Here is a 13451-nt window from a genome sequence, read left to right on the forward strand (position 1 = left end):
CTGGTCCGAACGGCACCCCCTAGTCCTCCGCGTCCGTCCCGTCCTCCTCGGCCAGCACGCGCTGGGCCACCGCGAACGCCGAGTTGGCCGCCGGGACACCGCAGTACACGGCGGTCTGGAGCAGCACCGCGCCGATCTCCTCGGGGGTCAGTCCGTTGCGGCGGGCGGCGCGGATGTGCATGGCGAGTTCGTCGTAGTGGCCGTGCGCCACCAGCGCGGTGAGCGTGATCATGCTGCGCTCACGGCGGGCGAGTGTCGGGTCCGTCCAGATCTCACCCCAGGCGTAGCGGGAGATGAAGTCCTGGAAGCGTGCGGTGAAGGGCGTCTGGCGGGCCTGTGCGCGGTCCACGTGGGTGTCGCCGAGTACCTGGCGCCGTGCTTGCATGCCGCGTGGCGCGTACCCGTCGAAGTGCCCGCGCAGCGCCGTGAGTACGGCTTCGGGGCGTTCGGCCGGCGCCAGGTGCGAGGCCCCGGCGATCTCGGTGAGCGTGGCGCCGGGCACCGCGTCCGCGATCTCCCGCAGATGCGCGGGCGGTGTCGCCGGATCCTCGCGGCCCGCGATCAGCAGGGTCGGTGCGCCGATGGAGGACAGCCGGTCGCGGATGTCGAACACGGCGAGCGCGTCGCAACAGGCGGCGTACCCCTCCGGGTCGGCGGTCCGGTGGTCCTCGATGAGCTCCGGCACGGTGAAACCGGGGGTGAACCAACGGGAGGTCGCGCCGTCCGCGAGCGCGCCGAGACCCTCGCGGCGAACGGCCGCCGCCCGCTCCTCCCACGGCCGGGAACCGTTGAAGTGGGCCGAGGAACAGATGACAGCCAGGGACGACACCCGTTCCGGGTGGTGCACGGCCAGGTGCAGACCCACCGCACCGCCCAACGAGACGCCCGCGTAGGCGAACTCGCCGATTCCGAGCGAGTCGGCGAGGGCCAGGACCAGCGCGGCCAGATCGGCGACGGTGGCGCCGGGCCCGATCAGGTCCGCCGGAGAACCGCCGTGCCCCGGCAGGTCCCAGCGGATCACCCGGTGTGTCACGGACAGTTCGGGGGCGACCTTGTCCCACAGCGCGGTCGACGTGCCGAGCGAGGGCCCGAGCAGCAGCGGGGGAGCGGTGACCGGCCCCTCGGCGCGGTGGTGCGGCAGCTTGCCGGTGGGAAAGGTCGGCTGGGTGGTCAACGTCGCTCCAGAGCACGGTCGGTGAGGGCTCCGGCGGAGCCCGTGTAGCGGGCGGGATCGGTGAGGTCCACGAGGTCGAGATCCTTGAGCTCCGGCTCCGCACGGAGCAGCTCCAGGAGCGGCCGGTTCTCGGTGACCGCCCGTTTCGCGGCGGCCGTCAGCAACTCCTTGGCCCGGGCCCGCCCGAGCACGGGAGCGAGCGCGGCGGCCAGCCGCTCGGAGACGATCAGCCCATGGGTGAGACCGAGATGCTCACGCATCGCGTCGGCACGCACCCGCAGCCCCTCGGCCAGTTCCGCGGCGTCCCGGGCCGCCCCGCCGACCAGCCGCAGCAGCTCCCGCAACGGCTCCCACTCGGCGTGCCAGGCCCCGGCCGGGCGCTCGTCCTCGGCCGCCATCGACCCGTACAGCGTGGCCGCGAGCTGCGGCGCGCGCCGGGCGGCGGCCGCTACGAGGGTGGCCCGTACGGGGTTGGCCTTGTGCGGCATCGCGGACGAACCGCCGCCCGAAGCCTCGGCGAGCTCCGCGATCTCGGTACGGGCGAGGGTGAGCACGTCCACCGCGGTCTTGCCCAGCGCCCCCGCGGTGAAGGCCAGCGCACCGGCCAGATCGCCGACCGGGGTACGCAGGGTGTGCCAGGGCAACACGGTCTCGGCGAGTCCGAGTTCACGGGCGTAGGCCGCGGTGAGAGCCTGCGGGTCCGGTGCGCCGAACGCGGTGAACGCCGCCAAGGTCCCTGCGGCGCCGCCCAGTTGGGCGGGCAGCGTGGCCCGTACGGCCGAAACCCGGTCCCTGGCGTCCAGCACCAGCGACCGCCATCCCGCCGCCTTCAGCCCGAAGGTCGTCGGCACCGCGTGCTGCGTCAGCGTCCTGCCCGGCATGACCGTGTTCCGGTGCTCCGCCGCGAGCCGGGCCAACGCCCGCGCCGTACGGTCGAGTTCGTCCACGACCAGATCCAGCGTGCGGGCGGCGACCAGCATGGTGGCCGAGTCCATGATGTCCTGGCTCGTCGCGCCCCGGTGGACGTACGCCCCGTACTCGTCGCCGACCGCCTTCGTCAGGTCCGCGACCAGCGGGATCACCGGATTGCCGCCGTCACGGGCGCGCAGTGCGAGCGACCCGACGTCGAAGCCGGCGAGGTCGGCGGCAGCGTCCACCGCCGTGGCCGCCTCCGCCGGCGCCAGCCCCAGCGACGCCTGGGCGCGGGTCAGCGCGGCCTCCGCGTCGAGCAGCGCCCGCAGATACGCGGTGTCGCTAGTCGCGGCTGCCGCCGGGGAGCCCGCCCACCCGGGGGCGAGCAGGGCTTCGGACGTACCGAATGTCACTGGAACTCCAGGAAGACCGTTTCGCCTTCGCCCTGAAGGCGGATGTCGAAACGGTACGTCCGGTTCGTCCCCTCGGCCGCGATCAGCGTGGCGCGCCGGTCGGCCGGGAGCGCGTCGAGCAGCGGGTCGGTGCCGTCACCGAGGTACGCGCGGGTGAAGAGGTGGTTCGTCAGGCCGCGGGCGAACACGCACACGCTGATGTACGGATGCCCGGGGCCGCCCGGCGGCAGGGTCGAGAGCGCGTAGTGCCCGTCGGCGTCGGTGGGCACCCGCCCGAAACCGGTGAAGTCCGTGCCGGTGCGGCCGAGGAAGCCGCCCGTGGACGGGTCGCGGCGCATCGAGCCCGGGGCGCCCTTGAGGGAGCCGTCGGGCGCCGCCTGCCAGAAGTCCAGCAGGGCGTCGGGGATCGGCTCACCGGCACCGTCGAGCACGTATCCGTGCAGGGTGATCGTGTCGGGGTGGCCCGGCGGCGCGATCCGCCCGCCCTCGGGGAAGGGCAGCGCGTGCCCGTAGAAGGGGCCGATCGTGTGGGACGGGGTGGGGAGCAACCGCTCGGTCATGCTCAACGGCCTTCCTCGATCCAGGTGGCGGAGGGACCGTCCAGGACGATGTCCCACGCGTAGCCGAGCGAGAACTCGGGCGCCGAGAGATCGTGCCGGTAGGCGGCGATCAGCCGGCTGCGGGCCGCGGTGTCCGTCACGGAGTTCAGGATCGGGTCGTAGGGGAACAGCGGGTCGCTCGGGAAGTACATCTGGGTCACCAGCCGCTGGGTGAACGCCGTGCCGAAGACCGAGAAGTGGATGTGCGCGGGCCGCCACGCGTTGGCGTGGTTGCCCCAGGGGTAGGGGCCCGGTTTGATCGTGGTGAACGCGTATCGGCCCTGATCATCCGTCAGGGTCCGCCCCACACCGGTGAAGTTGGGGTCGAGCGGCGCCGGGTGCTGCTCGCGGAGGTGGGCGTAGCGGCCGGCCGCGTTGGCCTGCCAGACCTCGACGAGCTGACCGCGCACCGGCCGCCCGTCGCGGTCGAGCAGCCGGCCCGAGACGGTCATCCGCTCGCCGATCGGCTCGCCCCGGTGGTGGCGGGTGAGGTCGTTGTCGATCTCGGTGATGTCGGTGACGCCGAAGACCGGACCCGACAGCTCGACCGTCTCCGGGTCGCCGCCGCTCACGGCGACCAGCGGCTGCTTGGGGTGGCGCAGCACCGAGCTGCGGTACGGGGGGTAGTCGCGCTGCGCGTGGTGCAGGACCTGGCCGCCGCCGGCGACCGCCTTGTCGTACGCGTCCTGGCGGTCCTTGATCTCGAGGTCGATGTCCGACTGGGTGAGAGTCATGGCCGACTTCCTATCGTTCGAGCACGAGGGCGAGGCCCTGGCCCACGCCGATGCAGAGGGTGGCGACGCCGGTGCCGGAACCGGCGGCCTTGAGCTGGTGGGCGACCGTGCCCGCGAGGCGGGCTCCGGAGGCGCCGAGGGGGTGGCCGAGGGCGATGGCGCCGCCCCGCGGGTTGAGGATCGCCGGGTCGAACTCGGGCCACTCGGCCACACAGCCGAGCACCTGCGCGGCGAAGGCCTCGTTCAGCTCCAGAGTCGACAGGTCGTCAAATGTCCTGCCCGCCTTGGCCAGTGCGCGGTTGACGGCCTCGACGGGGGCGAGGCCGAAGTAGTGCGGATCGATCGCGGAGACGCCGGTCGCCGACACCCGGGCGAGGGGCTCGCGGCCGGTGGCCTTCAGGCCCTCCTCGTCCACTAGGAGCAGCGCGGCGGCGCCGTCGTTGAGCGGTGAGGCGTTGCCCGCCGTCACCGTGCCGTTCTCGGTGCGGAAGGACGGCTTGAGCCCGGCCATGGCTTCGAGGGACGCCGAGGCACGCACGGACTCGTCGGCGGCGAAGAGGACCGGCTCGCCCTTGCGCTGCGGGACGGAGACGGGAGCGATCTCCGCGTCGAACAGACCGTCCGCCTGCGCGCGCGCCGCCTTCTGGTGGCTGGCGAGCGCGAACTCGTCCTGCTGCGTCCGCGTGATCTTGTGCTTCTCGGCGATGAGTTCGGCCGACTCGCCGAGCGGGACGGTCCACTGCGGGTCCATCCGCGGGTTGACCATGCGCCAGCCGAGGGTGGTGGAGTACAGCTCGGCGTGCCCGGCGGGGAAGGGCTTGTCGTTCTTGGGCAGGACGTAGGGGGCGCGGGTCATCGACTCGACCCCGCCGGCCAGGGCGATGGAGGCGTCGCCGACCGCGATGGCCCGCGCGGCCTGGATGACGGCTTCGAGCCCGGACGCGCAGAGCCGGTTGACGGTGACGCCGGGCACGGAGGTGGGCAGACCGGCCAGCAGCGCGGCCATCCGGCCCACGTTGCGGTTCTCCTCGCCGGCGCCGTTGGCGTTGCCGAAGTAGACGTCCTCGATCCGGGAAGGATCCAAGTCCGGTGTACGGGCGAGGAGTTCACGGATGGCGTGCGCGGCCAGGTCGTCCGGGCGGACGGCGGCCAGCGAACCGTTGTACCTGCCGACCGGGGTCCGAACGGCATCGACGATGTAGACGTCCTTCACGACTGGATCTCCTCGGCGGGTTCTTCCGCGACGCGGAACTTCGCGGCGGTCTTGGCGGCGATCTCCTCGACGTCGACCCTGGGCGCGGTCTCGACCAGCACCAGCCCTTCGGCGGTGACGTCGAGAACACCGAGATCGGTGATGATCCGGTTCACGCACGCCTTGCCGGTGAGCGGCAGCGCGCACTCGTCCAGGATCTTGGGGGAGCCGTCCTTGGCGGTGTGCGTCATGACGACGATGACCGTGCGGGCACCGTGCACGAGGTCCATCGCCCCGCCGATGCCGGTGATCAGCTTGCCGGGGATGGCCCAGTTGGCGAGGTCGCCGCCGGCGGAGACCTGCATGGCTCCGAGCACGGCGACGTCGATGTGCCCGCCGCGGATCATCCCGAAGGACAGTGCGGAGTCGAAGTACGAGGCGCCGGGCAGGACCGTGACGGTCTCCTTGCCGGCGTTGATCAGGTCGGGATCGACCTGGTCCTCGGTCGGGTACGGGCCGGTCCCCAGGATGCCGTTCTCCGACTCCAGGATCACTTCGACGCCCGGCGGGAGGTAGTTGGGGATCAGGGTCGGCAGGCCGATGCCGAGATTCACGTACTGGCCGTCCGCCAGCTCCCGGGCGGCGCGGGCCGCCATCTGCTCACGTGTCCAGGCCATCAGCCGCTCACCTCCTGGTCCGCCGCGGACGCCGAAACCGTCCGCTGCTCGATCATCTTGGCCCGCGCCTGCTCGGGAGTGAGGGCGACGACGCGCTGCACGAAGATGCCCGGCAGATGCACCGCGTCCGGGTCGATCTCTCCGGGCTCCACGAGCTCCTCCACCTCCGCGATCGTGACGCGGCCGGCCATGGCGGAGAGGGGGTTGAAGTTGCGGGTGGACTTGTTGAAGACCAGATTCCCGTGCCGGTCGCCCCGGGCGGCCCGTACGAGCGCGAAGTCGGTGCGGATCCCGAGCTCGAGGACGTACTCGGTGCCGTCGAACTCCCGCACCTCCTTGGGCGGTGAGGAGAGCGCCACGCCGCCCTGGCCGTCGTACCGCCAGGGCAGTCCGCCGTCGGCGACCTGGGTGCCGACTCCGGCCGGGGTGTAGAACGCGGGGATGCCCGCGCCGCCCGCGCGCAGCCGCTCGGCGAGCGTGCCCTGCGGGATCATCTCGACCTCCAGCTCACCGGCCAGGTACTGGCGGGCGAACTCCTTGTTCGCGCCGATGTACGAGCCAGTGACACGGGCGATCCGGCCGGCCGCGAGGAGCACCGCGAGGCCGGACTCCATCGCCCCGCAGTTGTTGGAGACCACGCCGAGCCCGGCGACACCGCGCTCGTACAGGGCCTCGATCAGCACGTTCGGTACGCCGCTGAGGCCGAAACCGCCGACCGCGAGAGTCGCGCCGTCCGGTACATCGGCCACCGCCTCGGCGGCTGTGGCGACCACCTTGTCCATCCGGGAAGCCCCATCTCTCGCGAGGGTCCAGTGCCTCAATTAGTCAGGGCACTGATTATTTCTTCGAGGTTTCCGACACGCTGCCACCCCGACCCCCCGCCGTCAAGACCCCGGATAAACAAGCAGGTGGGAGTCTTGGAACGGGGCGAGACAGGGGGCGGTGCGAGTGGGTATTGTTCAGTGCACCAACGAATTCGATCCTCTGAACGGCGCCCACACGGCGTTGTCCGGGCCGAGCCGAGGAGCGCACATGACCGCGGTGGATCTCGCCACCCACCCCGGGCACCTGGCCCGGAGGCTGCAGCAGGCGCACTACCTGTTGTGGAACACGATGGTCTCCGAGGAGATCACCTCCCCGCAGTTCGCGGTACTGAACGCGCTCGTCGCGGAGCCGGGCATGGACCAGCGCACCGTGGGGGAGCGGGTGGGCCTCGACCGGTCCACCATCGCCGAGGTCATCAGCCGGCTCGGACGTCGCGGCCTGCTCGACAAGGTCCGTGACCCGCAGGACGGCCGCCGCTTCCTGCTGCGCCTCACCGACGAGGGGACGCGGACGCACAAGAAGCTGACCGTCCGCACCGCCCGGATGAACCAGATCTTCCTGGCCCCGCTCTCCGCCGCCGAGCAGACCGTGTTCTTCGACCTCATCCAACGGGTCTCGGACGCGGCGGAAGGACTCCGCAACCCGTCGGACCCGCTGGTCACCCAGGGCCAGGCGGTCGCGCCGACGCCGACGCCGCCGACGCGCCCGGCGCCGGTCAGCCGGCGGTACCGGTCTCCGCGCCGCGCCTGACGAGGTCCGCCGGTAGCGCGGACCTCCCGCGCCGGATCCGACGCGGTCCACCGCTGGCACCGGTCCCCGCGCCGCGCTTGACTAGGTCCGCCGGTGGGACCGGTCTCCGCGCCGTGTCTGTCGAGGTCCGCCGGTCGGGGGTACCGGTTTCCGCGCCGTGTCTGACGCGTCTGTCGGCAGCTCCGGCCCTGTGCCGCGCCTGACTCGGTACGGCCGGTAGTGCGGACTCCGTGTCGCGCCTGACTCGGTACCGTCGGTAGTGCGTACTCCGTGTCGCGCCGACGCGGTCCGCCGGTCACCGAGCGGGCCCGCTCCGGTGCCGGCGACTCGCGTGGCCCGCCGGTCACGCCTTCGCGAACACCACCCACACCTGGCCCTTCGCGAAGTTCATCGGCGCGCCGTTCGGCGTCGTGAACTCCGTGCCGTCCGCGGCGCCGGGACGCTCCCAGTTCGCCTCGAAGACGCGGCCGTCGCGCAGCACCTTCGCCGTCCCCGAGCCGACCGTCTCCGTGAACGGCGTGTTGTTGCCGAGGACGTCGTGGAACCTGGACTCGCGGATCTTCACGTACTGCACGACGACCGTCGGGGGAGCCACCGTCCTGGCGTCCGTCGTCACGGTCCGCGTGCCGTCCATGTCCACCAGCCAGCCCGCCCGGCTCGCCGACCAGGTGAACGTGAAGGTGGCCGAGGGGAAGCGCACGGTCCGCGAGGCCTCCCGGCTGCCGCCCGCCGGTGCCGGGCCGAAGCGGAAGCCCGTGGTGAGGGCGGCGGCGCCCGGCGCCTTCGCGACCAGTTGCCGGGGGCGCAGGTAGAGGTTGTGCGGCGAGGGCTTCTGGTCGCCCCGGTAGTAGGCGTCGTCGGACTCCTCGCCCGGCGGGTGCGCGTGCAGCGGCGCCTCGTCGATCAGCGGCAGCAGCCTGTGCTGCGCCCCCGAGAAGGCGAGGGTCGGCTCGTCGAACTGGCGGAGCAGTTCGAGGTCCGACTCGCGCGCGCTGCGCACCGGGCCGACGACCTTGGGCAGCTTGGTCGCGTAGACCGCCATCAGCCGGCTGAGACCGCCCTCGACCTGCTCCGCGTACACGATGTCCGCCGCTTCCAGACCCGTCTGGGGGCGGGCGTCGCGCACGTTGTCGATCTTCACGGCCAGCACCGAACCGGCACTGGCGGGGCGCGGCGTCGGCCCCGCCACGTCCGTCCGCGTCGCGCTGGGGCTCGCGCCCGGGCTGTGCCCGCGCCCGTCGTCGACCCCGCCGCCCACGGTGCAGCCCGTCATCAGGGAGCCCGTCACCGCGGCGGCCAGCAGCGCCGCCGTCATCGCGCCGCGCCGCATCCGCGCCATCTGTCGCATGCCCACCGTGCCACCCTGTCCCGTGTCATTGATTGTGCGCTTATCAGTTCAACGGGGGACATACCCGTTCGGTTCTGATCAAGCGCGCTCAGTGGGCCGATCGGCTCAGCGAGAAGCCTCGGAGGTGGTGGAGCGGAGGGAGCTGCCGGAGTGGTGAGGGTTCCGGGCGGTCAGTCCTGCGGGCCGAAGATCTCCGCGAGGTCGTACCCCACCGGCTCCTCGAGCTGGCCGTAGGTACAGCTCTCGGCGGTGCGGTCCGGGCGCCAGCGCCGGAAGCGGGCCGTGTGGCGGAACCGTACGCCGTTCTCCATATGGTCGTACGCCACCTCGGCCACCCGTTCGGGCCGCAGTGGCACCCAGGAGAGGTCCTTCTTGGACGACCACCGGCTGGGCGCGCCCGGCAGCCGTGCCGTCTCGTGCGCCGACTCGTCCGCCCACGCCGCCCACGGATGCTCCCGGACATCCTCCAGTCGTAGCGGCTCCAGCTCCTCCACCAGCTCCGCGCGCCGTTTCATCGTGAACGCGGCGCTCACCCCCACGTGCTGGAGGGTCCCCTGCTCGTCGTGCAGCCCCAGCAGCAGCGAACCGACGATCGGCCCGCTCTTGTGGAAGCGGTAACCGGCGACGACGACATCCGCCGTCCGCTCGTGCTTGATCTTGAACATGGCGCGCTCGTCCGGCCGGTACAGCAGATCGAGCGGCTTGGCGATCACCCCGTCCAGGCCGGCGCCCTCGTACTGCTCGAACCACTGGCGCGCCACGTCGATGTCCGTCGTCGCCGGGGCGACATGCACCGGAGCGGTGGCGCCGGACAGCGCCATCACCAGCAGCGCGCGCCGGTCGCCCAGCTCCACGTCGAGCAGCGCCCTGTCGGCCAGCGCCAGCAGGTCGAAGGCCACGAAGGAGGCGGGCGTCCGCTCCGCCAGCGTCCGCACCCGCGAGTCCGCCGGATGGATCCGCTCCGTGAGCGCGTCGAAGTCGAGCCGCCCGCCCCTCGCGATCACGATCTCGCCGTCCATCACGCAGCGCGCCGGCAGCCGCTCCCGCAGCGCCTCCACCAGCTCGGGGAAGTACCTGGTCAGAGTCTTGCCGGTGCGACTGCCGATCTCGACCTCGTCGCCGTCGCGGTACACGATCGCCCGGAAGCCGTCCCACTTCGCCTCGTAGTGCATGTCGGGCGGGATCCTCGCCACGGACTTGGCGAGCATCGGCTTCACGGGTGGCATCACCGGCAGGTCCATGGTTCGACCATACCGGCCGTATCTGGACCTTTCTCGGCGTCTATACCGTCCACAGATCCCTAGGTCAGAGGTCTGTAGTCCCCTCCGCTTCGCATGGTCTGTGAGACATGTGTGAGACGGCGGCGGCCCCGGACCGGTGACTCCATCACCCATCCGAGGCCTTGATCCAGATCCTTCCGATCAAGGAGCAAGACCCGTGGAAAACGTACCTGTCAGCAGCCCTGCGCTCGAAGAGACGACGCCCGCCGAGCCCGCCCAGCACCACCTCGGCATCGCGCGCCAGCTGCTCTCCGACACGGACTCCCTCGACTACGCCGAAGCGACCGATCGAGACCTGTGCCGTCTCATCGGCCGGTGCGAAGTCGTCATCGCCAGCCTGGTCCTCGTCATCGAGGAAGGCACCCGATGACCACCGTCCCGCCCCGCGACCCGATGAGAACGTTCCTGACCCGACTGTCCCTCGCCGCCGGTATCGCCTTCACCGCTCACGCCGAGTTCGACCTCGCCCGCTCCCTGGGTGCGGACCCCGTCATCGCGGTCATGCTGCCGGTATCCATCGACGCCTACGTGGTCGCCGCCCTGCGCTGGTTCAAGGCGCTGGACGTCACCCTGTCGCTCGCCCTCATGGGTGCCGCGCAGGTGGCAGCCCACCTCCTGGACGCCCGCGTGATGGCCGTGAACATCCCGATGGTGGTGGTCGTCTCGCTGCTCGTGCCGGTGGCGCTGTGGCGTACCCACGCCCTCGCCCGGAACGAGGGCGAGGTGACCACTCCCGCCATGCCGTACGCCCCCGCGAAGGTGGTCACCTCGGTTCCTGCCGTACCGGATCCGATGCCCTGCGCGTGGGACGACTTCACGACCGTCAAGGTCCCCACGGATACCGGCATGGCGACCAACGCCGTGCCCGCCGAGAACCCCCGGCAGCTGGTCACTCAGGTGGTCACCCTCACCCCGGCTGACCTGCGGCGAGAGGCGTCCAAGCTGAACCGGAAGGTGGTAGCCGATACCGGCAAGCCGGTGACCATCGAGAACATCCGCGAGGAGCTGGGCCTGTCGCGACGCGCGGCGGCATCGTTGTGGCGCGAGGTTACGGGAGGGAAGCGGTCATGAGCACCTTCGAACAGACCCTCGCGCAGTACCAGGTCCAGCCCATCGGCATGACCGCCGACGGCCAGGTCATCTACCCGTGGCCGGTGGCGCCCGCACCGGTAGCGCAGGCGCCGCTGAAGGCGCATCCCGTCGGGACCTATGTCGCCGGTGGATGCCTCGCTCTGGCCGCTCTGGTCATCGTCGCCATCGTGGTCGTCACCATCATGATCGGCCTTGCCATCGCCTCGGCGGTGCTCGCCATCGTCGTCGTCTCGCTCGTCATCTGCCTGATGGTCCTGCGTGGCCTGTGGCGCGACTTCCAGAGGGGCCACTGACATGGCGCTCACCGGCAAGGACCCGCACAACGCCCGCGAGTTGGCCCGCGTTCTCCTCCTCGGCGCCCGCATCACCCGGCGAGAGGCGCGCGGCAAGCCGACCAAGCGCCTGAACAACGAGGTCGACCGCATCCGCGAGAAGGCCCAGCAGCGCGAGGACGGCAAGCGCACGAAGTAGTACGCCACGGGGCGGCCGTAACCGGGCAGGTACACCGGCCGCCCCGGGCTCGTCTCTCAGAGAGAGGACCCCATCATGTCGGACTCTGTCGTCCAGCTCTTCAAGGACGCAGAAGGTGTCCCCGTCGCGGACACACCACCTCTGGTTCTCGTCCCCGCCGTACCCTCCTCCGTTCCCGGTGTCCTCAGGGAGCAGAGCCGGTGGCTGCACACCGTGCTCCACCATGCACGCCGCTACCGGTACGGCTGGTCCGCCATCCGAGCCGGGTACCTGGTGGCGAGCACACCGATCCTCGGCACGTCCCGCATGCTCCGCACGGGGTGGGCGTGGATGCGTGCCGATGACTACGGCTCGGCCATCGCCGAGTCCCCGGAGTTCGTGGAGAAGGTACGGACCCGCCGCCGTCACACCGCCTGGTACCTCGCGGGTACGGCGGTACTCGCGTTCGCGGGAAGCTGGCTGTTCGTCACCGACTCGACTCCCGTCTTCTCTGCGACCGCCGTGCTCGGCACCGGCGCCGTGCTGGACGTACGGCGCCGCCTGGGCGAGCGCAAGACGCCGCTGAACTTCCCCGGGCTCTCGCGCAAGAACCCCGGGGAGAACGCCGTCACACGAGCTGCGGTCGCCTCGAAGCTGGGCACCGGCCGGGACGTCGAGGAGATGCGGCTCGCCTCCCCGATCCTGAACGAGGGATCCGGCTGGTCGACGAAGCTGAAGATGCCGCCGGGGCAGCGGGCCCGTAAGGCGATCGGCAAGGAAGCCGACTTCGCCTCGGCGCTCGGCGTCGGCGAGACGCAGGTGTTCTTCGACCTGGTCCCCTCGCACGCGGGGCTCCTGGACATCTTCGTCGCCAAGGACGACCCGTTCCTCAAGGTGTACCCGTCGCCGCTGATCGGACGGACCGAACCGCTCGACTTCTGGGGCGGGATCCCCGTGGGCGTCAACGGCCGGGCCGGGGTGGAGTTCCTTCGCCTCGTCGATGCCTCGCTCCTGGTCGCCGGTGAGCCGAGGGCGGGCAAGACGGTGGCCACCAACACCATCGTGGGAGCCGCTGCGCTGGCCGTGACGCCGCGCATCCATCTCTTCGACGGCAAGGGCGCTGGTGACCACCGGCCGTGGCGGAGGATCGCTCACACGGCGGTGAAGCGTGAGCCGGCCAAACTCCTCGGCCACCTCAAGCGGATGACCGACGAGATGGAACGACGCTTCGACCTGCTGGACCAGGCGGGCGCGGGCACGAAGCTGACGCCCGATCTGTGCCGCTCGCTCGGGGTCGACATCGAACTGACGGTGGTGGACGAGACCCGCTACTACGTGACCAGCGATCTGGGAGACGAGATCGTCGCCGCCATGGTCGACATCGCCTCGCGCGGTCCGGCCGCCGGAGTGATCCTCGTCCTGGCCACGCAGCGCATGACGGTCGACGCCATCCCGGGTCCGCTCAAGGGAGTCTGCTCGCTGCGCTGGGCGATGCGCTGCCCGGACACCACCGCCTCCAACGCCGTGCTCGGCCCCGGCGCGGTTGGCCGTGGGTACGACGCCTCGGCGATCTCCCGGGCTCACCGCGGGCTCGGCATCCTCGACGCGGACGGCAACGAGCCGACGATGCTCCGCTCGTACCTGCTCGACGATGACGACCTGGCCGGGGTGGCTGAGACCGCGTATCGGCTGCGCGAGGCGGCGGGCACCCTCCCGGGTGTCTCCCCCGAGGACCAGGTGGAGAGCGAGCTGACGCGCATCTTGGCCGCCTTCGGTACCGACGACGGGCTTCTCTTCGAGGAGCTGGCCGCCCGGCTCAGTACCTCCGTGGACCAGCTGAAGAAGGAGCTGAACGGGGTGAAGGTGGCGCAGATCTGGCGAGACGGAGGCAACGCCGGACGGGGGTGGAAGCGGTCCGAGGTCCAGGATGCCGTCGGCTGCTAGGGCCTAGCACGCTGCTAGGGCCTAGCAAGGCGCCTAGCAGCCTCTGACCTGCGAACTAGCA

At 71.3% G+C, this 13451-nt stretch carries 14 protein-coding genes and 1 pseudogene; 6 read left to right on the forward strand and 9 right to left on the reverse strand.

The features are described 5' to 3' along the window. Positions 1–19: 19 nt before the first annotated feature. From pcaD to ACIBLC_RS03920, 7 genes are read right to left on the reverse strand one after another with little or no spacing between them, the layout of a single operon-like run. Positions 20–1174 carry a 3-oxoadipate enol-lactonase gene (pcaD, locus tag ACIBLC_RS03890; RefSeq protein WP_399209019.1) on the reverse strand — a complete coding sequence of 385 codons (1155 nt, stop codon included), beginning with the start codon at positions 1172–1174 and terminating at the stop codon, positions 20–22. Continuing rightward, positions 1171–2499: a 3-carboxy-cis,cis-muconate cycloisomerase gene (gene pcaB, locus ACIBLC_RS03895; protein ID WP_399209020.1), complete on the reverse strand. Its 1329-nt coding sequence runs from the start codon at positions 2497–2499 to the stop codon at positions 1171–1173. Before pcaB ends, pcaD begins: the two co-directional genes overlap by 4 nt. Further along, positions 2496–3059 (reverse strand): protocatechuate 3,4-dioxygenase subunit alpha, encoded by a 564-nt coding sequence (pcaG, locus tag ACIBLC_RS03900; RefSeq protein ID WP_399209021.1) that lies wholly within the window; start codon positions 3057–3059, stop codon positions 2496–2498. Before pcaG ends, pcaB begins: the two co-directional genes overlap by 4 nt. A 2-nt stretch (positions 3060–3061) precedes the next feature. Continuing rightward, positions 3062–3832, reverse strand: coding sequence for a protocatechuate 3,4-dioxygenase subunit beta (gene pcaH / locus ACIBLC_RS03905; RefSeq protein ID WP_399209022.1), 771 nt, complete (start codon positions 3830–3832; stop codon positions 3062–3064). 10 nt (positions 3833–3842) lie between these two features. Beyond that, on the reverse strand, positions 3843–5045 hold the full coding sequence (locus tag ACIBLC_RS03910; protein WP_399209023.1) for a thiolase family protein: 1203 nt from the start codon (positions 5043–5045) through the stop codon (positions 3843–3845). After that, positions 5042–5701, reverse strand: a complete 660-nt coding sequence (locus tag ACIBLC_RS03915; RefSeq protein WP_399209024.1) for a CoA transferase subunit B — start codon at positions 5699–5701, stop codon at positions 5042–5044. The genes ACIBLC_RS03910 and ACIBLC_RS03915 overlap by 4 nt, the downstream gene beginning before the upstream one ends. Beyond that, positions 5701–6483 (reverse strand): CoA transferase subunit A, encoded by a 783-nt coding sequence (locus tag ACIBLC_RS03920; RefSeq protein ID WP_399209025.1) that lies wholly within the window; start codon positions 6481–6483, stop codon positions 5701–5703. Before ACIBLC_RS03920 ends, ACIBLC_RS03915 begins: the two co-directional genes overlap by 1 nt. A 250-nt stretch (positions 6484–6733) precedes the next feature. Between ACIBLC_RS03920 and ACIBLC_RS03925 the strand changes: the two are divergent. Beyond that, a pseudogene (locus ACIBLC_RS03925) lies at positions 6734–7195 on the forward strand (MarR family winged helix-turn-helix transcriptional regulator); the annotation flags it as partial. Positions 7196–7619: 424 nt separating this feature from the next. Here ACIBLC_RS03925 and ACIBLC_RS03930 read toward each other — a convergent pair. Then, on the reverse strand, positions 7620–8624 hold the full coding sequence (locus tag ACIBLC_RS03930; protein WP_399209026.1) for a DUF3048 domain-containing protein: 1005 nt from the start codon (positions 8622–8624) through the stop codon (positions 7620–7622). A 170-nt stretch (positions 8625–8794) separates the two neighbouring features. Next, positions 8795–9865: an ATP-dependent DNA ligase gene (locus ACIBLC_RS03935; protein WP_399209027.1), complete on the reverse strand. Its 1071-nt coding sequence runs from the start codon at positions 9863–9865 to the stop codon at positions 8795–8797. 196 nt (positions 9866–10061) lie between these two features. On the opposite strand from ACIBLC_RS03935, the gene ACIBLC_RS03940 reads away from it, so the two are divergent. The 5 genes from ACIBLC_RS03940 (at position 10062) to ACIBLC_RS03960 (ending at position 13390) form a co-directional block, all read left to right on the forward strand. Then, on the forward strand, positions 10062–10274 hold the full coding sequence (locus ACIBLC_RS03940) for a hypothetical protein (protein ID WP_399209028.1): 213 nt from the start codon (positions 10062–10064) through the stop codon (positions 10272–10274). Continuing rightward, the gene (locus ACIBLC_RS03945) at positions 10271–10975 is read left to right on the forward strand and encodes a hypothetical protein (protein ID WP_399209029.1); all 705 of its coding nucleotides are present in this window, start codon (positions 10271–10273) and stop codon (positions 10973–10975) included. Before ACIBLC_RS03940 ends, ACIBLC_RS03945 begins: the two co-directional genes overlap by 4 nt. After that, complete coding sequence (locus ACIBLC_RS03950; RefSeq protein ID WP_399209030.1) at positions 10972–11289, forward strand: hypothetical protein; 318 nt, start codon at positions 10972–10974, stop codon at positions 11287–11289. Before ACIBLC_RS03945 ends, ACIBLC_RS03950 begins: the two co-directional genes overlap by 4 nt. Before the next feature lies 1 nt (position 11290). Then, positions 11291–11467: a hypothetical protein gene (locus ACIBLC_RS03955; protein WP_399209031.1), complete on the forward strand. Its 177-nt coding sequence runs from the start codon at positions 11291–11293 to the stop codon at positions 11465–11467. Positions 11468–11542: 75 nt separating this feature from the next. Beyond that, a complete protein-coding gene (locus ACIBLC_RS03960) occupies positions 11543–13390 on the forward strand; it encodes an FtsK/SpoIIIE domain-containing protein (RefSeq protein WP_399209032.1) in 1848 nt (615 codons plus the stop codon). The last annotated feature ends 61 nt before the right edge of the window (positions 13391–13451 follow it).

The sequence above is a fragment of the Streptomyces sp. NPDC050535 genome (genome assembly GCF_044457665.1).
Classification (GTDB): Bacteria; Actinomycetota; Actinomycetes; order Streptomycetales; family Streptomycetaceae; genus Streptomyces.